20 protein-coding genes are annotated in these 23,680 nt (G+C 61.9%); 10 read left to right on the forward strand and 10 right to left on the reverse strand.

What is annotated here, in order from left to right; all coding sequences use genetic code 11:
• The first annotated feature begins 3 nt into the window (after positions 1-3).
• From J2W40_RS00135 to J2W40_RS00155, 5 genes are all read left to right on the forward strand, one after another.
• Positions 4-1,425, forward strand: a complete 1,422-nt coding sequence (locus J2W40_RS00135; RefSeq protein ID WP_310220939.1) for a bifunctional enoyl-CoA hydratase/phosphate acetyltransferase — start codon at positions 4-6, stop codon at positions 1,423-1,425.
• The gene (locus J2W40_RS00140) at positions 1,422-2,612 is read left to right on the forward strand and encodes an acetate/propionate family kinase (RefSeq protein WP_310220941.1); all 1,191 of its coding nucleotides are present in this window, start codon (positions 1,422-1,424) and stop codon (positions 2,610-2,612) included. Before J2W40_RS00135 ends, J2W40_RS00140 begins: the two co-directional genes overlap by 4 nt.
• Complete coding sequence (gene fabI, locus J2W40_RS00145; RefSeq protein WP_310220942.1) at positions 2,609-3,382, forward strand: enoyl-ACP reductase FabI; 774 nt, start codon at positions 2,609-2,611, stop codon at positions 3,380-3,382. Before J2W40_RS00140 ends, fabI (J2W40_RS00145) begins: the two co-directional genes overlap by 4 nt.
• A 232-nt stretch (positions 3,383-3,614) precedes the next feature.
• A complete protein-coding gene (locus tag J2W40_RS00150) occupies positions 3,615-5,570 on the forward strand; it encodes a LysM peptidoglycan-binding domain-containing protein (RefSeq protein ID WP_310220944.1) in 1,956 nt (651 codons plus the stop codon).
• A gap of 7 nt (positions 5,571-5,577) precedes the next feature.
• On the forward strand, positions 5,578-5,904 hold the full coding sequence (locus J2W40_RS00155; RefSeq protein ID WP_310220946.1) for a hypothetical protein: 327 nt from the start codon (positions 5,578-5,580) through the stop codon (positions 5,902-5,904).
• A 782-nt stretch (positions 5,905-6,686) separates the two neighbouring features.
• On the opposite strand, the gene J2W40_RS00160 is transcribed toward J2W40_RS00155, so the two are convergent.
• The 8 genes from J2W40_RS00160 to ectA form a co-directional block, all read right to left on the reverse strand.
• Complete coding sequence (locus J2W40_RS00160; RefSeq protein WP_310221454.1) at positions 6,687-9,338, reverse strand: HAD-IC family P-type ATPase; 2,652 nt, start codon at positions 9,336-9,338, stop codon at positions 6,687-6,689.
• Positions 9,339-9,518: 180 nt separating this feature from the next.
• On the reverse strand, positions 9,519-10,856 hold the full coding sequence (locus tag J2W40_RS00165) for an MFS transporter (RefSeq protein WP_310220948.1): 1,338 nt from the start codon (positions 10,854-10,856) through the stop codon (positions 9,519-9,521).
• Positions 10,857-10,860: 4 nt separating this feature from the next.
• The gene (locus J2W40_RS00170) at positions 10,861-12,138 is read right to left on the reverse strand and encodes an MFS transporter (RefSeq protein ID WP_310220950.1); all 1,278 of its coding nucleotides are present in this window, start codon (positions 12,136-12,138) and stop codon (positions 10,861-10,863) included.
• A gap of 15 nt (positions 12,139-12,153) precedes the next feature.
• Positions 12,154-13,596, reverse strand: coding sequence for an aspartate kinase (locus J2W40_RS00175; RefSeq protein WP_310220952.1), 1,443 nt, complete (start codon positions 13,594-13,596; stop codon positions 12,154-12,156).
• Positions 13,593-14,510: an ectoine hydroxylase gene (thpD, locus tag J2W40_RS00180; RefSeq protein ID WP_310220954.1), complete on the reverse strand. Its 918-nt coding sequence runs from the start codon at positions 14,508-14,510 to the stop codon at positions 13,593-13,595. The genes J2W40_RS00175 and thpD overlap by 4 nt, the downstream gene beginning before the upstream one ends.
• Positions 14,511-14,534: 24 nt before the next feature.
• A complete protein-coding gene (locus tag J2W40_RS00185) occupies positions 14,535-14,948 on the reverse strand; it encodes an ectoine synthase (RefSeq protein ID WP_310220956.1) in 414 nt (137 codons plus the stop codon).
• Positions 14,949-14,959: 11 nt separating this feature from the next.
• On the reverse strand, positions 14,960-16,264 hold the full coding sequence (ectB, locus tag J2W40_RS00190) for a diaminobutyrate--2-oxoglutarate transaminase (protein WP_310220958.1): 1,305 nt from the start codon (positions 16,262-16,264) through the stop codon (positions 14,960-14,962).
• A gap of 20 nt (positions 16,265-16,284) precedes the next feature.
• Positions 16,285-16,782 (reverse strand): diaminobutyrate acetyltransferase, encoded by a 498-nt coding sequence (gene ectA / locus J2W40_RS00195; RefSeq protein ID WP_310220960.1) that lies wholly within the window; start codon positions 16,780-16,782, stop codon positions 16,285-16,287.
• A gap of 281 nt (positions 16,783-17,063) precedes the next feature.
• On the opposite strand from ectA, the gene J2W40_RS00200 reads away from it, so the two are divergent.
• Positions 17,064-17,558, forward strand: a complete 495-nt coding sequence (locus tag J2W40_RS00200) for a MarR family winged helix-turn-helix transcriptional regulator (protein WP_310220962.1) — start codon at positions 17,064-17,066, stop codon at positions 17,556-17,558.
• A gap of 70 nt (positions 17,559-17,628) precedes the next feature.
• On the opposite strand, the gene J2W40_RS00205 is transcribed toward J2W40_RS00200, so the two are convergent.
• Together J2W40_RS00205 and pdxH are read right to left on the reverse strand one after the other, a co-directional pair.
• On the reverse strand, positions 17,629-18,960 hold the full coding sequence (locus tag J2W40_RS00205; protein ID WP_310220964.1) for a dicarboxylate/amino acid:cation symporter: 1,332 nt from the start codon (positions 18,958-18,960) through the stop codon (positions 17,629-17,631).
• A gap of 174 nt (positions 18,961-19,134) precedes the next feature.
• Positions 19,135-19,710: a pyridoxamine 5'-phosphate oxidase gene (gene pdxH / locus J2W40_RS00210; protein ID WP_310220966.1), complete on the reverse strand. Its 576-nt coding sequence runs from the start codon at positions 19,708-19,710 to the stop codon at positions 19,135-19,137.
• 127 nt (positions 19,711-19,837) lie between these two features.
• On the opposite strand from pdxH, the gene J2W40_RS00215 reads away from it, so the two are divergent.
• The 4 genes from J2W40_RS00215 to aroC are packed head-to-tail and all read left to right on the forward strand — an operon-like array spanning position 19,838 to position 23,603.
• Complete coding sequence (locus J2W40_RS00215; protein WP_310220967.1) at positions 19,838-20,752, forward strand: DnaJ C-terminal domain-containing protein; 915 nt, start codon at positions 19,838-19,840, stop codon at positions 20,750-20,752.
• A gap of 15 nt (positions 20,753-20,767) precedes the next feature.
• Entirely contained in the window at positions 20,768-21,733 is a 966-nt protein-coding gene (locus J2W40_RS00220) for a YihY/virulence factor BrkB family protein (protein WP_310220969.1), read from the forward strand.
• Entirely contained in the window at positions 21,730-22,536 is an 807-nt protein-coding gene (fabI, locus tag J2W40_RS00225) for an enoyl-ACP reductase FabI (protein WP_310220970.1), read from the forward strand. Before J2W40_RS00220 ends, fabI (J2W40_RS00225) begins: the two co-directional genes overlap by 4 nt.
• The gene (gene aroC, locus J2W40_RS00230) at positions 22,533-23,603 is read left to right on the forward strand and encodes a chorismate synthase (RefSeq protein ID WP_310220972.1); all 1,071 of its coding nucleotides are present in this window, start codon (positions 22,533-22,535) and stop codon (positions 23,601-23,603) included. Before fabI (J2W40_RS00225) ends, aroC begins: the two co-directional genes overlap by 4 nt.
• Positions 23,604-23,680 lie beyond the last annotated feature (77 nt).

The following is a 23,680-nucleotide window of genomic DNA, read 5'->3' on the forward strand; positions in this document are numbered from 1 at the left end:
TCCATGACCGATGTCGAGATGATCGAAAACCGGACCTTCGCCGAAATCAAGGTCGGCGATACCGCCAGCGTCACCCGCACGCTGTCGCTCAAGGATATTCAGTTGTTCGCGCTCGTGTCGGGCGATGTGAACCCGGCCCATCTCGATAGCGAATTTGCCGAGACGGACTTTTTCCGCCGTATCATCGCCCATGGCATGTGGGGGGCGGGCCTGTTGTCGGCCGTGCTGGGCACCGAGCTGCCGGGGCCAGGCACCATCTATCTGGGCCAGTCGCTGCGGTTCCTGCGCCCGGTGGGCGTCGGCGATCATATCACTGCCTCCGTCACCGTCACCGCCACGCAGCCGGACCGCAGCATCGTCCTGCTCGACTGTCGCTGCGTGAACCAGAATGGCGAAACGGTCATCACCGGCGAGGCGGAGGTGAAGGCCCCGACCGACAAGATCCGCCGTCCGCGCATCGCCCTGCCCGACATCCGGCTGTCCGATCATGATGGCTATAACCGCCTGATCGAGGCGGCGTCGGGCCATCCCGTGACGACGGCGGTGGCGCATCCCTGCTCGGCGGCCGCGCTTGCCGCAGCGGTCGAAGCGGCAGAGGCCGGGCTGATCGTGCCGATCCTGGTCGGTCCAGAGGCCCGCATTCGTCAGGCCGCCGAGGAGGCGGGGAAGGACATCAGCGCCCTTCGCATCGTGCCGAGCGTCCACAGCCATGACTCCGCCGCGAAGGCGGTCGAACTGGTCCGTTCCGGCGAAGCCCGGCTGCTGATGAAGGGATCGCTGCACACCGATGAACTCATAGGCGCGATCGTGTCCCGCGCGACCGGGCTGCGCACCGAACGGCGGATCAGCCATGCCTATGTCATGGATGTTCCGGGTCACCCCAATCCCCTGATCATCACCGACGCAGCGATCAACATTGCGCCGACGCTGGAGGACAAGGCCGACATCATCCGCAACGCGATCGACTTGGCCCATGTGCTGGGCCAGCCCGAACCCAAGGTGGCGATCCTGTCGGCGGTCGAGACGGTGACCCCCTCCATGCCATCGACGCTAGACGCGGCGGCCCTGTGCAAGATGGCCGACCGGGGCCAGATCACCGGCGGGCTGCTCGATGGCCCGCTGGCCTTCGACAATGCCGTCAGCGAAGCGGCCGCGCGGGAAAAGGGCATCGTCTCGCCCGTCGCGGGCCGTGCGGACATATTGGTCGTGCCCAATATCGAGGCGGGTAATATGCTGGCCAAGCAACTGACCTTCCTGGGCGGTGCGGATGCCGCAGGCGTCGTGCTGGGTGCGCGGGTGCCGATCATCCTGACAAGCCGCGCCGACAGCCTGCGGACGCGGCTGGCGTCCTGCGCCGTGGCGGTCCTCCTGGCGGTCGCGGCGACCAAGGCCGCGCCGGGGTTACCGGAGGGCGCGCCTGCATGAAAGCGGTCGTCAGCATCAATTCCGGCTCGTCGAGCATAAAGTTCGCGCTGTTCACGCTGGAGGACGGGCGCTCTCCCACGCTATCGGCGGGCGGCAAGATCGAGCGGATCGGCATCGCCCCGCGCATCGCCATCCGCACCGCAGACGGGGGCGTGATCCACGATCATGACTGGGTGGACGGCGCGGCGCTCAGCCATGCTGAACTGCTCGACTATCTGATCGCCTGGGCGACCACGCATCTCGAAGGACGCGAGGTGATCGGCATCGGTCACCGGGTCGTTCATGGCGGCATGGAGTTTGCGGCGCCCCGGCTGGTGGACCGGGCGTTGCTCGACAAGCTTGATGCCCTGTGCGCGCTCGCTCCGCTGCACCAGCCACACAATTTGGCGGCGATCCGCGCCATTGCCATCCTCCGGCCCGATATCCCGCAAGTCGCCTGTTTCGATACCGCTTTCCACCATGACAAGCCGGAGATCGCATCGCGCCTCGCTTTGCCGCGCGCGCTGCATGATCAGGGCATCAGGCGCTATGGTTTCCACGGCCTGTCCTACGAATATATCGTCCATCGCCTGACGCACATCGATCCGCCCTTGGCCAGGGGCAGGGTCATAGCCGCGCATCTCGGCAATGGCGCCAGCCTCTGCGCGATCCGCGACGGGCGCAGTATCGACACGACCATGGGCTTCACCGCGCTCGACGGGCTGATGATGGGGACGCGCTGCGGGGCGATCGACCCCGGCGTCGTGCTGCACCTCCAGACGCACATGGGGATGAGCGCGCAGGCGGTGGAGGATATGCTCTACCGCCAGTCCGGCCTGCTCGGCGTCTCCGGCGTGTCGAGCGACATGCGCACCCTGTCGGACAGCACCGACCCGCACGCCGAAGAGGCGATCAGCCTGTTCGCGTGGCGCGCCGCCAAGGAAGCCGGGGCGCTGGCCGCATCGCTGGGCGGGCTGGACGGCATCGTCTTCACCGCCGGTATCGGCGAACATCATGCCGACATCCGCAGCCGGATTTGCCGACAGCTTGCATGGCTGGGCATCGAACTGGACGAAAGCGCCAACAGCGCGAATCAGCCCGTCATCAGCACGCCGGGCAGCCAAGTAACGGTGCGGGTCATCCCCACCGACGAAGAGCGTATGATCGCCCTGCACATAATGAACCTTTTGCTTGGAGACGCCGCATGAACCCCCTTGTCGACCTTCGCGGGAAACGCGGCCTGATCATCGGGATCGCCAACGAACAGAGCATCGCGGCGGGTTGCGCGGCGGCGTTCGCACAATGTGGCGCGCGGCTGGCCGCCACCTATCTCAATGAAAAGGCGCAGGACTGGGTTCTGCCGGTCACCGAACGTGATGGCATGGAATGGACCGCGCCGTGCGACGTCCGCGTGCCGGGCGATCTGGAGCGATTATTCGATCAGGTTCGCGAACGCTGGGGCGGGCTGGACTTCCTCCTGCACTCCATCGCCTTCGCGCCAAAGGACGACCTGCACGGACGGGTCACCGATTGCAGCGCGGAGGGCTTTGCCCTCGCCATGGACGTATCCTGCCACAGCTTTCTGCGCATGGCGAAGCTGGCCGAACCGCTGATGACCGAAGGGGGCTGCCTGCTCTGCGTGACCTTCTATGGCTCCGAAAGAGTCGTTGACCATTATAATCTGATGGGTCCAGTCAAGGCCGCACTTGAAAGCGCCACCCGCTATCTTGCGGCCGAACTGGCCCCCAACGGCATCCGCGCGCATGCCATCTCGCCCGGACCGATCGCCACCCGCGCGGCCAGTGGCATTGATCGGTTCGATGCCCTGCTCGAACGGGCCGCAGCACTGGCGCCGAAGGGCGAACTTGTGGAAGTGAGCGATGTCGGCAACCTGGCCGCCTTCCTCGTCAGCGACGCGGCAAAGCGCATTACCGGAACGGTGATCCCGGTCGATAACGGACAGCATCTGCACGCCTGATATATAGGCCTGACCTGGGGACCTGCCCGTCAGGCCCGCAATTCCTTGAACCAGCCCAGGCGGCGCATCAGCAGCTTTTCGCCTTCGAGCAGCAGAAACAGGCCGATACCGACCAGGACGATCAGGCCGCCATCGCACCGACGCGGCGGGCATCTATCACGAGCGTGACGAGGTCGACAGGCTTTCGACCGGCGATCCGCGCGAACTGCATTTCTACTTTAACGGCCTGCGCGTGGGCGACCTCTCCAACAACGGCACCAGCGATGTCGATTATGTGGCCTCCATCAATCAGCACATCTCGCTGGGCGGCACCGGGCCGTTCCGCAATGGCGCAACCACCAGCATCGCGCACGCCGACTTCGACCAGAGCTATGATCCGATCAACGGCCTGAACTACCAAAGCACCTCTACCCGCTACACGGTGCAGGCAGGCGACACCCTTGAGGCGATCGCCCAGACCGTCTGGGGCGATGCCAGCTTCTGGTACATGATCGCCGATGCCAATGGCCTCATCGGCGCGGAAACCCTGGTCGCGGGCATGAGCCTCGTCATCCCCAACAAGGTCCATAACAGCCACAACAACGCCAATACCTACAAGGTCTACGACCCCAACGAAGCCATCGGCGACACCATGCCAACCGCCGCCAAACCGCCCAAGAAGGCTAAGTGCGGCACGTTCGGGCAGGTGCTGATGGTCGCGATTGCGGTGGCGGTCACGGTGGTCACTGCGGGGGCAGCGGCAGGTGCGACGATCGCGCAGGGATTGAGTGCGTTGGCTAGTGGCAGCCTGGGTTTGGGTGGCGTGGCCATTGGTGCCGGAGCAGCCGCGCTAGGCAGCGTAGTGAGCCAGGGCTTTGGCATGGCGACCGGGATCCAGCGCACGTTCAGTTGGAAGGGCGTAGCGCTCTCAGCTCTCGCGGGCGGGGTTGGCGGAGGCCTTGGTGGCACATTTGGCACCGGGCCTATTGGTGCCGCAGCGCGCGGCGCGCTGGGAAATGTCCTTAGTCAAGGCATTGGCATGGCCACGGGCCTGCAAAGCAGGTTCAACTGGGCAGGCGTCGCCACCGCAGGCATCGGCGCGGGCGTGGGCAACGCACTGGGCTGGAGCGGCTCCTGGGGCCGCGCCGCCTCCGGCATGGCAGGCGGCCTCGCTGCCGCCGCAGGCGAATCCCTCATCACCGGCAACAGCTTCGGCGATACTTTGATAAGCTCGCTGCCGAGCATTATAGGCAATACGGTTGGGAATTTGGCAGCGGAGAAGATTGCCAGCATTGGCTCATCGAAGGCCGGTGCCAGCAGTAGCGCGAGCGGGGACGATATTATCGTGAATCCCGATGTGATGGCGCGGATGCGAGCGGATGTATTTCTTACGGCCTCAGGAGGTGATGTGCGGGCTGCCCGTCAGATGCTCCTTCAATCCTACGGACCATCAGAGGCGGAAGCCATCGCACAGGCCCAGCCCGTTGCGGGGGCTGAGAAGATTGTTGGCGCAGTCTATGATGGCAGCACGGATTTCACAGGTCAGTCTTACACCGGCTATCCTGCCAATATCTCCGACCACTGGAATCAGGATTTTAGCAGCTTCGGTAATAATTACGCGAACAGCAATGGCGGTATAGAATGGCGAGCGAACGTCGATGTGATGCAACGCGTCGGCACTGATCTGGCCCAGTTCGATCGGCAAGCTATCCAAGGTGTGACACTCGGACCACGGATTGCTGGCGAGATAGTATTAGGCAATGCAATTTTAGGCGGAGTTGCAAAAGGCTATTCTTGGGGAAGTAGCGCCTATGCCGCTAGAGGCATCAGAACAGCCGAAGGCCTTAGGTTTAACGGTCTGACCGGTTCTGGACCGCTAGGAACCGAAGTTGCGGCCACCTTCCGCGCAGGAGCTTACACCCAATCGGTTACCTCAGAAACCACTACTCTCTACCGAGTGTTTGGAGGAAAAGCTGGCCAGTTAGGTTCTTACTGGACGCGAACGCCTCCGGCAGGCGCGCTACAATCCCGCATGGACCTTGCCCTTGATGCGGCTTGGGGTAACACCGCCAAGAATGTTGTTGCGATCGAAGTTCCCGCTGGGACCAAGATTTACGACGGTTATGCGGCCGCGCAAGGCGGGTTGCTCGGTGGAGGAAGCCAAGTTTATATACCCAAGGTAAATCCAAAATGGATAATCCCGAAGTGAGGGCACAATGAGCTTTTCAGGCGCGATAGAATCGTGGTTCGATAAAGAATGGGGTGGTGGATTAATTTTACCCGATGGCTGGTTTGGTAGACCTCACGATAGCCAGCACAGCCTAACCTCTTTAGCTGAGAATGGTGACAGTCTGACTATGATTTTAGATGGTGACATCACTCTTCAATTTAAGAAATTGAAAATGGTTTCACCAAGTCCTGAAGAACTTTTATTCCGTTCTTTTGATAGCTTGCGCTTTGAATGGCAGGCTCCAGACGGCGGTCCACAAGAGGCTAAAGAATATACCTCTGGCGAAGTCAGAATCGTGTCAGCGCCTGGATAATACCAAAGGCAAGATAAAAGCATTGGCTCCCCCTGTGGGGTAAGCCGTTGTCTGCACATTGGAATTTAGCCCTTCAACCGGCACCGCCTGCGAGACAGGCGGTGCCGTTGCCGTATCAAGCCATTGAAGTTGCAGGGTGTAGATGAGGTGCCGTTTGCTCTCCAGGCTAGGATGGGCGGTAGGGGGAGATAAAAGGGCCGCCCCCCGGATCACATCCGGGGCGCAGGGGTAGACCTTCTCGCTCACCGCCATCGTCGCCCCTGTCCTACATCGGCCATCCCTGCTATCCTCGCCTTCGGCTCCTTCCCATCGTCCGCCCCCTTGCCCAACAGCGCGCCCGCGCCGTCCCCCTCCGCGTCCCCGCGCCTCCGCGTGAAACAAAATGTCCCGTTCCCACATCAAAATGTCGCAATCAGCGGGAAATATGCGAAGTTAAGCGCCAGTCATGCGGACGGCGCTGACGCGCCGACGCTGTTGCAGGGCAGCCCGCTCCGCGGCCTGCGTGGACAGACCTCGAACGCACGACCACCCACACAAGCCATGTCGCTTGTGCAAAGTGCCGCCACGATCCCACAACCGCGCAAATCCGGGCCCTGCAACGGTGTGAACTTCGCACACTTCACAGCCTGCGTTCCGCAGAGGGCAAAGCCCCGGCGTCGGGCAGGGTGCCGCCGCCGGGACGGGTCACGGATTGCAGCGCGGAGGGCTTTGCGCTCGCCATGGATATATCCTGCCACAGCTTTTTAGCTGGCCGATCCGCTGATCACCGAAGGGGCTGCCTCTCAGGCCCGCAATTCCTTGAACCAGCCCAGGCGGCGCATCAGCAGCTTTTCGCCTTCGAGCAGCAGAAACAGGCCGATACCGATCAGGATGATCAGGCCGCCATCGCGCAGGGTGAGCGGCCGACTGTCGAACAGGCGGTTCAGGACAGGGAGATAGGTGAAGGCGAGTTGCGCGGTCACGACCGCGACAATGGCGATCAGGACGGACCGCGTTCCCAGAACGCCCCGCCATGTCAGCGAGCCCATGTGCAGGAACCGGACGTTGAACAGATAGAATATTTCCGCGACGACCAGCATGTTGACGGCCATGGTGCGGGCAACCTCGATGCTGCGGCCTTCGCCCAGTGTAAAGAAGAAGACGCCGAGCGTAGCACTTGCAAAGAGGATCGACACGACGATCACCCGCCACAGCAGAAAAGGCGACAAAAGTGGCGCATCGGCGGCGCGGGGTGGCCGTTGCATGACACCGGGTTCGGCCGGCTCGAAAGCCAGGACGAGGCCCAGGCTGACAGCGGTGACGAGATTGATCCACAGGATATGGGTCGCTGTCATCGGCAGGGCAAAGCCGACCAGAATCGCAAGAATGACGGCCACGGATTCGCCGCCATTGGTCGGCAACGTCCAGGAAATGACTTTGCGGATATTGTCATAGACCGTCCGCCCTTCATGGACGGCCGCTACGATGGACGCGAAATTATCGTCCAGAAGCACCATCTCCGACGCTTCACGCGCGGCCTCCGTGCCCTTGAGGCCCATGGCAGTTCCCACATCGGCCTGTTTGAGCGAGGGCGCGTCATTCACCCCATCGCCTGTCATTGCGACGATGGCCCCGTTCGCCTGAAGCGCCCGGACAATGCGCAGCTTATGCTCCGGGCTGGTCCGGGCGAAGACGGCGATATGCGGGACCATGTCCTGCAACTGGGCGTCGGTCAGGGGGTCGAGATCAGCGCCGGTCGTGGCTTTGGGATCGTCGGCCAGGTCGATCTGCCGGGCGATGGCCAGCGCGGTCGCCACATGATCGCCAGTGATCATCTTCACGTCGATACCGGCCGAACGGCACTCCGCGATCGCGCGCACCGCCTCATCGCGCGGCGGATCAATAAAGCCCATCAGGCCGAGAAATTCGACACCCGTTTTCAGGTCGGAGAAGGTAAGCCGTTCGCTGCCATGTGCCAGCTTCTTGGTAGCAAAACCCAGCACGCGCTCGCCCGCCGCTGCGGCAGTGGCGATCTGATCATCCCAGTTCGCACTGGAGGCCATGTCCGGCACCATCGCCAACAAGGCTTCGGGCGCGCCCTTGATGAAGGCGATGGCTTCGCCTTCTGGGCTGCGATGCAGGGTCGCCATGAAGCGATAGGCGGCATCGAACGGGATTTCATCCAATCGCGCCCATTCGCCACGGGCATGGTCGGGACTGAAACCCGCTTTCATCGCCAGCGCAGCCAGCGCGCCCTCCATGGGATCGCCTTCGACATGCCAGTCGCCGGTCGCTTCGCGCAATTGCGCATCGTTGCACAGGAGGCCGCAACGGATGATGGCGCTTGCGGCCGCGATCGCGGCCGCATCATCGTCGTGATTCTCGGCGGTCAGCGCGCCGTGGGGGGCATAGCCCGATCCTGCCACCAACAGTTGGTGGCGCTCAATGAAGATATGCCGGACGGTCATCTCGTTGCGGGTCAAGGTGCCGGTCTTGTCGGTGCAGATGACGGAGGTCGCACCCAGCGTTTCGACGGCCGGCAGCTTGCGGATCACCGCCTTGCGCCCCGCCATCCGCTGGACCCCGATCGCCAGCGTGATCGTGATGACCGCAGGCAATCCTTCGGGTATCACGCCCACCGCGACGGCGACGACGGCGATCAGGGCATCGTCCCAGGCGAACCCCCGCACCAGCACGGCAAAGACGAACAGCAGGACGGCGGCACCCAGCATGGCCCAGGTAAAGCGGCTTGCGAAGTGGTTGATCTGTCGCAGCAATGGCGTCGTGAGCGTTTCGACGCCGCCCAGCAATCCACTGATATGGCCGATCTGGGTCTGCGCGCCTGTGGCGACGACCACCGCCGTCGCCTGGCCCGTCGTCACCATCGTACCCGAAAAGGCCATGTTGTGACGATCGCCCAGCGCCGCCTCGACGGCAACCGGAGGCTCATGCTTTTCGGACGTGACCGACTCGCCGGTCAACAGGGCTTCGTCGATCTTCAGCCCGCGCGCGCGAAGGATACGCATATCGGCGGGCACACGGTCGCCCGCCTCAAGGATGACGATGTCACCCGGAACCAGGTCCGGGACATCGATCGTCTGGCGCGCGCCATCCCGCAATACCGTGGCGTGCGGGGCAATCAGATCGCGGATCGCGCCCAGCGCCCGTTCAGCCTTCCCCTCTTGAACGAAGCCGACGATCGCATTGGCGATCACCACCGCTGCGATGACCGCCGCATCGACGACATGGCCGAGTAGAAGCGCCGCACCCGCCGCCGCGAGCAGGAAATAGATGAGCGCGCTGTTGAACTGCGCCAGAAACCGCAGAACAGGATGCACCGTAGCGGGAGGCGGCAGGCTGTTGGGGCCGAATTCGGCTAACCGTCGCTGCGCTTCGTCCAGTTGCAGACCCGATCGACGGCCCTGCAACAGGGAAAGGGTCTCATCTTCTGACAGGGCATGCCAAGCAGGCTGTGGATCGGTCAGCGCAGTTACTCCCAATGCATGGTTCCGAATAAATGATCGCTTTTCGGATCTGCATGCGGAATCTTACCTACATCCGCAGTTTCCTTAGCCCTTAGCATAGGCGCATGAGGATGTCCGGCATCCATTGGTCCTGACGCTGCGTCTGTGCGATCATTGTGTCCTTGCAGGATGGTTTTCATCGCGCAGTGACAGGCCGGCGGTTTCGGGCATGAAGCGTAAGGCGATCAGCCCCACAATGCAGGCCAGCATCATATAATAGGCGGGCATCAACTCATTGCCCGTCACGCCGATCAGGCCGCTGCCGATGGCAGGAGCCGTACCGCCGAAGATCGACGTTGCTACATTATAGGCAATGGCAAAGCCCGCAAAACGGACGGACGTCGGGAACAAGGCGGGGAAGGTCGCCGAGATCGTCGCGAGTTGAGGCACATAGAGCAAGCCCAGCAGGGCAAAACCGAACACGGCCCCGACAAAACCCGTCGCCATCAGCAGATAGGCCGGCACCACCAGCAGGAACAGGCCGATGAGCGAGAAGCGCCACAGCGGCTTGCGCCCGACCCGGTCGGACAGCGCCCCGGCGAAGGGCAGCAGGACCATCATGAACATCATGCCGATGATCGGCACGATCAACGCTTCATTGGCGGACAGGCCCAGCCGACGCTGCAAATAGGTCGGCATGTAACTCAAGAGCGTATAGTTGACGATGTTGAGTGCAGTGACTAGCCCGCCCATCACCAATAGGGTGCGCCAATAGCCCGTTACCAGCGAACCGAGCGTCGGCGATACCGTCTTCACGCCCTGCGCAGCCAGTGCGGCTTCGAGAAAGACCGGCGTATCCTCCATCTTCGATCGAAGATACATGCCGACCAGACCCATGGGGCCAGCCACCAGGAAGGGTATGCGCCAACCCCAGTCATACATGGTGGCGTCGCCCAGCATCAGCGAGAAGCCAAGCATCAGCAGCGCGCCCAGCGAGAAGCCCGCCAATGTCCCGAATTCGAGGAAGCTGCCGCAAAAGCCGCGCTTATCGTCGGGCGCATATTCGGCCATGAAGGTCGCCGCGCCGCCATATTCGCCGCCGGTGGAAAAGCCCTGCACCATCCGCAACAGGATCAGCAGCGTCGGTGCCCAAAAGCCGATGGTCGCATAATCGGGGATCAGGCCGACGCACACCGTCGCACCCGACATCATCAATATGGTGAGCGCCAGTACGGACTTGCGCCCCATCCGGTCGCCCAGCGGCCCCCAGAACAGGCCACCGAGCGGACGGACCAGGAAGGAAATGGCAAAGGTCGCCAGCGCGAACAGCACCGCCTCCTCCGTGTTGCCGGGAAACAGCGCGGCGGAGATATAGCCTACTCCATAGGCATAGATGCCATAGTCGAACCATTCGGTCGCATTGCCCATGGCAGACGCACCGATCGCCCGGCGCAAGGTGGTCCGATCGACGGCAGGCTGGAGCGGGGCAGTAGGATGGGGCGCGGGCATGAATCTATCCTGAAAGGGTGAGCAGCGATCGGTCGGCTGGTTCGCTCTCATTGGGCGCGATCTGTTCCGGGGCATGGGGATCGAGCATCGCGGCTACCGGCGTGGTGCGGGGCAGGATCTGATAGCTTTGCTGGTCGTCGCCCGGCACTGGCAGGGACGATGCCTGCCGCCAGAGGCCGAAGACCAATGTGCCGCCCGCAACGGCGGCGATGAAGAGGAACAGCCCACTCACGCCGAACAGCGTCATCGCCGTCGCCGCGCCAGTCGGTCCCAATGCAGCGCCGATCGAATAGAGCAGCACCAGCGCCCCGCTGGCCGCGACGCGGGCGGCTGGGTCCAGCCGGTCATTGGTGTGGGCGACGCAAAGCGGATAGAGCGCGAAGCTGAGGCCACCGAACAGACCGCCGAGCGTCAGCAACGGCAGGCCCATGCCGTCGACCATGGTCAGCGCAAGGCAGACGGCCATCGTCGCGCCGAAGCTGATGACGATGACCCGGCGGCGATCGAAGCGATCCGACAGTCGCCCCAGTGGCCATTGCAGCGCAACCCCGCCCAAAATGACGATGCTCATGAAACTGGCGGTCTGGGACAGGTCCAGTCCCAGCCGACGGACATGGACGGCGGCGAGACCATAGAAAGCGCCCAGCATCAGTCCCGTGGTCATCGCGCCGATGAAACCCAGCGGGGACGAAGCGTATAATTGCCGCATCGTACAAGGGGCATTCTGCCCCGGCAGCGGCGCGGCAATGCGGGTGAGGACGACGGGGATAACGGCCAGCGAAATGAGGATGGAGGCGATCAGGAAGGGGATGGACGGGGTGCGCCCGAAATTGAGCAGAAATTGCCCCAGCGCCTGTCCCGAATAAAGGGCGATCATATAGCCCGCCAAAATGCTGCCCCGCGTGTCCGGTTCCGCCCGCTCGTTCAGCCAGCTTTCCAGGCATATGAACACACCCGCGACGCACAGCCCGTCGATGAACCGCAGCGAGGCCCAGAACAGCACATTCTGGAACAGCGCATAGGCCAAAGTGCTGGCCGACAGCAGCGACACGAAGGCGGCAAAGGCGCGTATATGTCCCACTCGCTGTACGACAGGCGCGGCGCGCAGCGCGCCGACGGTCAGCCCGGCGAAATAGGCGGTCGCCACCGCGCCGATCATCAGCGTGCCACTGCCTCCCCGCTCCAGCCGCAGGCTGATCAGGGTGGACAGGAAGCCGCTGCCCGCCATCAGCATGAAGATGGCGGCCAACAGGCTGCGAACCGGAAGTATCGATGACAACATGGAGAGAAAGGCGGCTCAGGCCGCCCGACGCCCTTCGCCACGATCGGCCACATCCTCGATCAGCCGCTGGTGCAGGACACGCACGGCCGTATCGAAATTCGCGCAATCAATGATGAACTGAATGTCCACGTTGCGGATCTGATGCTGCATCGCGATCATATCAATATTCGCTTTAGCCAATGCATCCAGCGCATCGGGCACCAGTCCCGGCCGCGATATGTCGCTGCCGATCACCGACACCATGGCCACAGGCTGCGCGGAGATGGCGGCATCGGGATAGAGCGATTGCAGGTCGGCCATGATCCGCTTCACCGTCGCCGTGTCGATCGACAGATAATGAGTGATAGTATTGGCGTTGGAGGATTTGCTGACGATCCACGCGCCATGGCGGGTAAGCACCTCCAGTATCGCGGCGTCATAGCCCTTTTCACCGACCATATCCTGCTCGAAAAACTGGAGCGCCTGCATCGACCGGACACCGGTAATGATCTCGACGCGCGGCGTATCGGACACATAATCGCCGCAGATCAGCGTTCCCTCATCTTCCCGATCGAATGTGTTGCGGACGCGCAAGGGAATGCTCGTCTGGCGCAGGCCACGGCCCGCGCGAGGGTGGATCGCTTCCATGCCCAGATTGGCGAGCTGGTCGGCCACGTCATAATTGGTGCGGCCGATCTTGCGCGCGGCGGCTTCCCCGACCAGGCGGGGGTCGGCGCTCGACAGGTGAAATTCCTTGTGGATGATCGCTTCGCGCGCATGGGTCAGCACGGCGATCCGCGAGAAGGTCATTTCCGAATAGCCCCGCGCATAGCGCCGCACCATGCCTTCGCGGCATCCGGCATAGCCCGTGACGATCGGCATCATATGGCGCAGGTCGATGGGTGCCAGCGCCTCCACGATCCGCTCGTCCAGGCTGCGCAAATCATCCTGGTCCCACAGCGTCAGATCGACGAACACCGCATTGATCCCGCGATCGCGCAGCAACAGCGCAGTGCTGTGCGCGCTATGCGCTTCGCCAAGGCCCGCCAGCAATTCGCGCACCGTTAACAACTGTTCCTTGACGCAGAAGCGGCCATGGCTGCGCAACCGGCCGAGATCCGCAAGACAATCCTGCACCGCCGCGATCCGCAGATCGACAAAGGCGTTCGCCTCATCCAGGCTGGCGGTGCGCGCGAACATTTCGCCATTGCGATCGTGCATCGCCCCGCGCACCTTGGCCATCGCCTCAAGCCAGCCGTCCGCCCCATCATCGGCGATGAAGCGGCCATAGACGCCCGGCACACCGGATTTCTTATGCTCCAGCAGCAGATCGGTCATGCCCGCATAGGCGGATACGACGAAGATGCGGTTGTAAAGATCGTCACCGCTGCGGCCTGCGATCAGGACATTGTCGAACAGGCTGGCCGTGGCCGCCATCGACGTGCCGCCGATTTTTTCGACGCTATGCAGGCCACTCATGCCATCACCTCCGCAACCAGATCGCCATGACAGACCCTGATCGCTTCCGCCTCGCGTGCCGCGATAAAGGACGGGCGCGGCGTCGCGGGGCCAAAGGGCGCGGCCAGCTGATTGGCCATGGCATTATAAACCATGAAAGCGTTGGCGCGGGGAAAGGGCGTGATGTTGCCGTTCGATCCGTGCATCAGATTGCAATCGAACAGGATGACCGTTCCCGGCTTGCCCGTCGGTGCCACGATACCATGTTTGTGCGCAAGGTCGGCCAGGCTGTCCTCATCGGGGACGCCATATTCCTGCTTCTTGAGCGACATCTTATAATGGTCGTCGGGCGTTTCACCCACGCAGGTCAGATAGCTGCGGTGCGATCCGGGGATCAGCATCAACGGGCCGTTATGGGGCGTGTTGTCCGCCAGCAGGACCGACATGGACAGGGCGCGCATGCGCGGCATCCCGTCTTCCACATGCCAGGTCTCGAAATCCGAATGCCAGTAGAATTCCTTGCCCTGGAACCCCGGCTTATAGTTGAGGCGGGACTGGTGAAGATAGACTTCGTCATTCAACAGGAAGCGAGCAACGTCGGCGAGCCGGGCGTCGGCCGCCAGCCGTTGCATGACGCGGTTCTGGCTGTGAATTTCAAAGATCGACCGGATTTCGCCGCCGCCCGGTTCGGTGATCACGGTGTCGCCATCCAGCGCGTCGGGATCGGCCAGCAGGGAACCAGCCTCCTGTTGCAGGAAGGCGACTTCCTGCGCGGAGAAGATATCCTCCAGCACCAGATAGCCGTCGCGCTCGAACTGCGCGGCCTGCGCTTTCGAGAGCGGTGCCGCCTCGCTCCAGTCACTATGGACGACCGGATCGAGACGGGGCAGGAATTGCGGTTCCGCCATTTGGCGGGATGGGTAGATGTCTGTCATGGGACTCCCCCTTTCTTTATGATTTCAAGACGTCAGTTCGGCCGTGCGGACCATGTCGGCCTCGGCGGGATAAGCGCCATTTTCGTCATGCACTTCGCGACCGGTGACCGGCGGGTTGAAGACGCAGACGGTCAGGATATCGGTTTCGGGGCGCACGATATGGCGGTCATGATCGTTGAGCGCATACATGGTGCCTGCGGCCAACTGGTGGGTTTCCCCCGTGCCCAGATCCTCGATCGTGCCCTTGCCCTTGAGCACCAACACGGCTTCGAGATGATTTTGATAATGCATCTTCAGCTCCTTGCCGGCGTACATGGTGGTGACATGGTATGAGAAACCCATGCCATCATCCTTGAGCAGCAGGCGGGCGCTTTCCCAGCCATCGGATTTGACGTTATGGTCGGACTTGCGAATGTCGGTCAGTTTACGGACGATCATGCGATATCTCCTTATTCCGCCGCCACGCCAAAGGAGGCGGCAAGCGTCTCGCGCACGCTGGTTTCCAGTATGTCGAGACCGGCCGAAAGGACGGCGTCGTCGATGATGAGCGGGGCGAGCACCTTGACGATTTCGTCACGGGGGCCGCTCGTTTCGATGATGAGGCCGCGCGCGAAGCAGGCGGCGGTAATGACGGACGCAATCTCGCCCGACCCGACGTCGATGCCGCGCATCATGCCGCGCCCGCGCGTCGTCAGCCCATGTTCGCGGGCCATCTTGTCGAGGCGGCTTTCCAGCAGCGCGCCGCGACGGCGCACATCGGCGGCGAAGCTGTCATTGCTCCAGAAATGGCGCAGGGCGGCCGTCGCCGTGACGAAGGCATGATTGTTGCCGCGGAAGGTGCCATTATGTTCGCCCGGCGACCATTGGTCGAGTTCAGCGCGGAACAGCGTGAGCGCGAAGGGCAAGCCCATGCCCGACAGTGACTTGGCCAGCGTGACGATGTCGGGCGTGAAACCCATATCCTCGAAGCTGAAAAAGCCACCGGTGCGGCCGCAACCGGCCTGAATATCATCGACGATCAACAGGGCACCATGCCGCTTGGCGATTGCGGCAATCTTGCGCAGCCAGGCCGGCGACGCGGCGTTGAGGCCGCCTTCGCCCTGTACGGTTTCCACCAGGATGGCGGCGGGCGCATCCAGGCCGCTGGACGGGTCCGACAGCCGCTGTTCCAAAAGGTCGGCGGTATCGACGTCGGGGCCGTGATAGCCGTCATAGGGTTCGTGGCTGACATGGCTGAGCGGCACGCCTGCACCACCGCGCTTGGCGGCATTGCCGGTGCAGGCGAGCGCGCCCAACGTCATGCCGTGGAAGCCGTTGGTGAAGGCGATCACCATTTCGCGGCCGGTAATCTTGCGCGCCAGTTTGATCGCCGCTTCCACCGCATTGGTGCCGGTCGGGCCAGTGAACATCGCGCGATAATTCAGCTTGCGCGGCTGAAGGATCACCTCCTCGAAACTTTCCAGAAAGGCCGCCTTGGCATCGGTATGCAGGTCCAGGCCATGGGTGATGCCGTCGGCCATGATATAGTCGAGCAACGCCTGCTTGAGGATCGGATGGTTATGCCCGTAATTCAGCGTCGAGCAGCCCGATAGAAAATCGAGATAACGTCCCCCCTGATTATCATGCATCCACACATTTTCGGCGCGATGAAACTGGCGCGGCATCGACCGGGCATAGCTGCGCACGATCGATTCCCGGCGCTCATAAATGCCGGTATCGGGAATGGTCTGGGTCGGTTTGGGGGTGATCGTCATAGGGGAAAGTCTCCGAATATTTAGATGCTTGTCTTGGAAGGGAGGGCGAAGGGACCGATCGTCGCTTGCCACTCGGTCTCATGCGCGCCGGCGAAATGAGCGTCGCGCTCGAACAGCGGGGCTTTGGTCAACTCAGCGCCCAGACGCCGGGCGATCCCCTCGAAAAGCGCCCAGGAGGCTGCATTGTCGGGGGTTACCGTGGTGATGAGGTACGTGACGCCGGTAGCCGATGGGCGGTCCAGCAAGGCGGCGATCATGCGCTGCGCCAGCTTTTCGCCGCGAGCCTCCGCAGCAACGGCGACCTGCCATATGAAGAAGCGACCGGGGTCGGCGGGCAGGCGATAGCCCGATACCCAGCCGACGATCTGGCCGTCGCGTTCGGCGACGATGCAGCTATCGGCGAAATGCGTGCATTGCAGCAGGTTGCAATAGGCCGAATTGCCATCGAGTGGCGGGCAGGCGGCGATCAGCGCGGTGATGGCAGGGCCGTCCTGCGCTACCGGCGTGCGGAAATTCATAACTCGTCCAATTTCATTCTCACAGGACGCAAAATTCCGTGGCGACAAGCATGTCGCATCGGTTTCACGATCAAATATTATTAGCCTCCCAAAGTATTTAACTATCTGGGCGAATCCCTTCGCCTCTGTTGCTGCGGCGCAATATATACATATGAAAGCGAAATTTTCAACCCTTTGGCCGCAACGCCTTCTCTATCCGCCGTTTCAGCCTTGCATTATCCTTCATTATATAAAGGAAAATGACATTGGCATGGCACCGCGCAAACGGATAGCTATCGGCCATGGAATCCGACCTTTCGAACCCCACTCTCCAGGCGCTTCGCCGCATTCTCCGCGCGACCGAGATCGGCAGCCGCAAGCTGGCCTCGACAACGGGATTGACCCCATCCCAAATGCTGGTGTTACGCGAAATTGGGGGCCGGCATCAGGCGACACCCAGCATGATCGCGGCGGCGTTGAAATTCAGCCAGGCAACGATCACCAACGTCGTCGATCGGCTGGTTCTCTCCGGTCTCGTCACGCGCGAACGCAGCGAACGCGACAAGCGGCAGATCATGCTCAATGCCACGGCGGCCGGGCTGGAAGCTCTGGCCTGCGCGCCCGATCTTTTGCAATCGCAATTTACGGAGCGGTTTTCTTCGCTACCCGCGTGGGAACAGGCGATGATCCTCGCCTCGCTGGAGAAATTGAGCGTGATCCTGGGCGCGCAAGACATGGATGCCGCGCCGTTGCTCGACAGCGGTGCCATTGACCGCACAAATCCGGCTGCAACCTAGCGGGGCAAGTCAGCCTCTTGCTATTCAACGCCTAAGACGGTGTGAGCTTCGGGACGGAAAGCGAGGGGGCCTAGCCCTTCTTAGGATCGTCCACCATGTCAGACGCCAGTTCCAGGCCAGCGCGGCCATGCGCGGCGGTATGGGCCGGAGCCTTGGGATGAGGCACATCTATCGGTTCCTCGACCTCCAGCATGCCTTCCCATTTGGTGATGACCGAGGTGGCGATGGCATTGCCCAGCACGTTCGTCGCAGTGCGGCCCATGTCCATGAAATGATCGACAGCCAGGATGAAGGCGACCCCTTCGACTGGCAGGTCGAACTGGCCCAGCGTCGCGGCGACCACCACCAGCGACGCCCGCGGTACGGCGGCGATGCCTTTGCTGGTCACCATCAGCACCAGCAATATGGTGATCTGCGTCGCGATCGGTAGGTCGATACCATAGGCCTGCGCGATGAAGATCGTCGCAAAGGTCGCATACATCATCGACCCGTCGAGGTTGAAGCTGTAGCCCAGCGGCAGGACGAAGCTGTATATACGGCGCGGGACGCCAAATCTGTCGAGCTGCTCCAGCATCTTGGGATAGGCCGCTTCAGACGAGGCGGTGGAAAAAGCGATCAGGATCGGTTCGCGGACATAGCGGATCAGCGTGAACATCCGCTTGCCCAGGAACACCGAACCCGCCGCGAACAGCAGCAGCCACAAGGCACCCAGGGCGATGTAGAATTCGCCGATCAGTTCCCCGAATGTGATCAATACGCCCAAACCTTGGGTCGTAATCACCGAAGCCAGCGCGCCGAATACGGCGAAGGGAGCCACACGCATCACATAGCCGGTCACCTGCAACATCAGTTCGACCAGGGATTCGACCACCGTGACGATGGGTTTGCCCCTTTCGCCAATGGCGGTCAGGGCAACGCCCACGAACAGGGAAAAGACAACGATCTGGAGAATCGAATTTTCCGCCATCGCGCCGACCATGGAGGTCGGGAAAACATGCAGAATGAAGTCACGGAAGTTCAGCGATTCGGTATTGACGCCGGATTCGGCTCCATTGCGGACCAGATTGAGCCCTTCTCCGGGCGCGAAGAAATTGACGAAAATCAGGCCCAAGGTCAGCGAGATCAGGCTGGCTATGATGAACCAGGCGAGCGCCCGCCCGCCGATCCGTCCCAGGGCCGCACTGTCGCCCATATGGGCAATGCCTGCGACCAGGGTCGAAAAGACCAGCGGCGCTATGATCATCTTGATGAGGTGAAGGAAGATGTCGGCAAGCAGATGGAAATAGCCCGCCACCTGTTTGGCGAGCGCTTCGTCGCCGCCCACCCACAGGTTCGCGGCGAACCCTACGATCACCCCCAGGACCATGCCAGTGAGGATGAAGGCCGTCAGTCTGTTGCGCATCTAATCCCTCATGAGCCGCGCGGGCACAGCTCGCAATATTATTACAACTGTCAGGCGACACCTAACAGGCACATCGGCCACCCGCAATCGGCGTGCGTCCTCACATGGGAGATAGACGAACCAGGCACAGCTTTCCGCGCCTTGCTTCGTCCCAAACGGTGCAATTGGTGGATGTCAGGGGTAGAGCAAACCTTCGCTCCAGCCCGTATCGTCCCGTGTGAACAGACGGCGTTCGTGCAGGCGATGTTCGCGATCCTGCCAGAATTCGATGCGGTCGGGCACTAGTCGAAAGCCCGACCAATGCGGCGGACGCGGCACCGGGCGGCCTTCGAACCGGGCATTGGCTTCTTCGAAACGAGCCATGAATATTTCGCGCGAGGGCAGGGGGCGGGATTGGTCGGATGCCCAGGCACCCAATTGGCTATCGCGGCTGCGCGTGGCGAAATAGGCGTCGGCCGTGGCATCATTGACCGGGCCGACAGCCCCTTCGATCCGTATCTGTCGCCGCATGGATTTCCAGTGGAAAAGCAGGGCTGCATGGGGGTTGACGGTCAACTCTTCCGCTTTGCGTCCCTCGAAATTCGTGTAGAAGATAAAGCCATCCGGTCCATGACCTTTCAGCAAAACCATGCGGACGGACGGATGACCGCGCGCATCGGCAGTTGCCAAGGCCATGGCGTTGCTGTCGTTGATTTCGGTTTCGCGCGCCTGACTATACCAGTCGTCGAACAAGGCAAAGGGTTCCATCATGCCGCCTTGTCTAGGGGCACCGGGGGATAGTGTCGATACGGGCAATTGCGCAACTTGAACGAACGCCACCCTTTCGCCACATAGAGGCGCACTATCCTTCACCAGAACAAGAGGCACCAGAGCATTGATGGCTGATCCCTATTCCATCCTTGGCGTTGCGCGCGGCGCGACCGAGGCAGAGATCAAGTCGGCCTATCGCAAGCTGGCCAAGGAACTGCATCCCGACAAGAATAAGGATAATCCCAAGGCTTCGGAGAAATTCTCGGCAGCGACCAACGCCTATGATCTGTTGTCTGACAAGGACAAGCGCGCCCGGTTTGATCGCGGCGAGATTGACGGTGATGGTAATCCGACCGCGCCGTTCGGCTTTGGCGGGGCAGGTGGCGGAGGTGGCTTCCGTGGTCAGCCCGGCGGCGGATTTGATCAGGGTGGTGCGGATTTCAGTGATATTTTCGAAGGGCTGTTCGGCGGTGCCGGTCGCCGCGCGGGAGGCGGCGGCTTCGGTCGTCAGGCCCCTCCTGCCAAGGGTGCGAACGTTGCCTATCGGCTGGCGGTGCAATTCACCGATGCCGCCACCCTCGCCCCCCAGCGGATAACGCTTCAGGATGGTAAGACGATTGATCTCAAGCTTCCGGCTGGCGTTGAAACGGGTACGCAGATGCGTCTGTCTGGCAAGGGGCAACCCGGCCCCGGCGGGGCTGGCGATGCGATCGTCACGATTGAAGTGAAGCCCCATGCCTACTTCACGCGCGATGGCGACAATGTGTTGCTCGACCTGCCCATCACGCTCGATGAGGCGGTAAAGGGCGGCAAGGTTAAGGTGCCGACCGTCGATGGTGCCGTGATGCTGGGTGTGCCGGCAGGTGCTACGTCGGGCAAGACGCTTCGGCTGCGTGGCAAGGGGTTTACGGGCAGGGACGGTACTCGTGGCGATCAGCTTGTGACGCTCCAGATCGACGTGCCTGCCGATGACCCTGCCCTCCTCGCCTTGGTCGAAGGCTGGCGGGACAATCGGGCCGTGCGCGCCCATCTCGGCGTCTGAGGCGTTGGAGGGCGGATGCCGACCAATTCGCCTTATACACCTGAATCGCGCCGCTACACCGCATCTCGTACCCGCGCGCATTTTCACAGACAGCTCAAGCGGATGCGGCCAGGATCGCAGCCATTTGAGGTGATGAAGCGCGTCGCTGTTGGCACCTACAGCGATGGTTTCATCCATGCGGGCAATCTCGCCTATCTCTCGTTAATGACGCTGTTCCCCTTCTTCATCGTGGCGGCGGCGGTGTTCAGCATCTTTGGCCGAACGCAGGATGGCTTGGCTGCGGTCAATGCTTTCCTCACAACGGTTCCGCCCGGCGTCGCGGATGTTGTGCGCCAACCGATCAGCGATGTTCTCAATGCCCGTTCCGGGCCGCTGCTGTGGCTGGGTGGCCTCGTCGGCCTGTGGACCGTGGGCAGTCTCATTGAAACCATCCGCGACATATTACGCCGCGCCTATGGCACAAAAAGCACCAGATCCTTCTGGCATTACCGGCTGAGCGCGGTTGGCATCACCTTGGCCAGTGTGGTGGCGGTGATGTTCGCCTTCTCGCTGCAGGTTGTGATTACCGGCATAGATCAGTTTCTCAATCATCTCCTCCCTTGGGCCGATGATGCCATCGCCTTGGTCGCGTCGGCAAAACTCGTGCCAATGGGCATCGTTTGTGTTGCCCTCTGGTCTCTGTTCGTGTCGCTGACGCCGACCATGTACAAGGATCGTCGATTTCCCAAATGGCCCGGCGCGATCGCAACATCGCTATGGTGGTATGGCACAACGCTGCTTTTACCGCCGACATTGTCACTGCTGGGTGGCTATGACCGGACCTATGGCAGCTTGGCAGGCGTGATGATCACGCTCATTTTTTTCTTCCTAGTCGGGCTTGGCGTGGTAATTGGCGCGGAACTGAACGCGGCGCTGGCGGAGTTTCCCGAAGAGGAATTGACCGGATCGCCTGAAGACCAAGGGAATGGAACGACGATATGAACGGCTTGATGGCGGGTAAACGCGGCCTCATCATGGGCTTGGCGAACGACAAGTCGTTGGCGTGGGGTATCGCCAAATCCTTGCATGAACAGGGCGCTGAACTGGCTTTCTCCTATCAGGGCGAGGCGCTGGCCAAGCGGGTCCGCCCCTTGGCAAGCCAAGTTGGTTCTGACTTCCTGATTGATTGCGATGTCACCGACATGGACAAGCTCGACGCCGCCTTTGCGGAGATTGAGGCGCGCTGGGGCACGCTCGATTTCGTCGTGCACGCTATCGGCTTTTCGGACAAGAATGAACTGCGCGGCCTCTATGTCGATACCAGCCTCGACAATTTCCTGATGACCATGAACGTATCCGCTTACAGTTTCGTGGCAGTCACACGCCGTGCCCGCGCGCTCATGCCGAACGGCGGCAGCATCCTGACGCTCAGCTATTATGGTGCGGAAAAAGTCATTCCTCATTACAATGTGATGGGCGTGGCGAAGGCGGCGCTGGAAACCAGCGTCAAATATCTGGCGATGGACCTTGGACCAGAAAATATTCGCGTCAATGCCATCTCGGCCGGTCCGATCAAGACATTGGCGGCGAGCGGCATTGGCGACTTCCGTTATATTCTCAAGTGGAACGAGCTAAACGCTCCGCTGCGCCGCAACGTGACCATCGAAGATGTGGGCGGCGCGGGCCTGTATCTGTTGTCGGACCTGGCCAGCGGCGTGACCGGCGAAATCCACCATGTCGATGCGGGCTATAATGTCATTGGCATGAAAGCCGAAGACGCCCCGGACATCGCGCTCGATAAATGAGCGTCAACAGCTTTGGTCGCATGTTCCGCTTCACCACCTGGGGCGAGAGCCATGGTCCGGCGATTGGCGCGGTCGTGGACGGCTGCCCGCCGGGCTTGCCGCTCAGCGAAGCGGACATTCAGCCCTGGCTCGACCTGCGCAAGCCTGGCACGTCCAAATTCACCACCCAGCGTCGCGAGGCGGATGAGGTGCGTATTTTGTCGGGCGTGTTCGACGGGCGGACGACGGGTACGCCGATCAGCCTGATGATCGAGAATACCGACCAGCGCTCCAAGGATTATTCGGACGTTGCCAAGGCCTATCGCCCTGGCCATGCCGACTATGCCTATGACGCCAAATATGGCTTTCGCGACTATCGCGGCGGTGGGCGTTCTTCCGCCCGCGAAACGGCGTCGCGCGTGGCGGCAGGCGCGGTCGCGCGCGCGGTCATCCCTGATGTCGACATCTTCGCCTATGTCAGCGCGATCGGCGGCGATGCGATTGACTATGCTAATTTCGACGCGGCGCAGATCGGGCAGAATCCTTTCTTCTGCCCTGATGCGGAGGCCGCCACACGCTGGGAAAAGCTGGTGGACGATGCTCGACGCGAAGGCTCCTCGCTCGGCGCGATCGTGGAATGTGTCGCCAGCGGCGTTCCGGCCGGTTGGGGCGCGCCGCTCTATGCCAAGCTCGACAGCGAACTGGCCGCCGCGATGATGAGCATCAACGCGGTCAAGGGCGTCGAGATTGGCGACGGGTTCGCGGCTGCCAGCCTGCGCGGTGAACAAAATGCCGACCCGATGCGTCCCGGCCCCGATGGGCCGACCTTCCTCGCCAATCATGCCGGTGGCATTGCGGGTGGCATCGCCACGGGCCAGCCGATCAAGCTGCGCGTCGCCTTCAAGCCTACCAGCTCGATCCTGATCCCGGTCGAAACCGTGACGCGCGAGGGCGCGGCGTCCGACATCATCACCAAGGGCCGCCATGACCCCTGTGTCGGCATCCGCGGTGTGCCCGTGGTCGAAGCGATGATGGCGCTGGTGCTGGCCGACCAGAAATTGCTTCACCGCGCCCAATGCGGGGAGTGACGCGCCGAACCGACCGTAAAAAAGCGAGACGACTCACTTTTATTACGATAGGATGACGTCATAGCCCGCTCGACGGG

Source organism: Sphingobium xenophagum, from assembly GCF_031457465.1.
In the GTDB taxonomy this organism is placed as follows: domain Bacteria; phylum Pseudomonadota; class Alphaproteobacteria; order Sphingomonadales; family Sphingomonadaceae; genus Sphingobium; species Sphingobium xenophagum_A.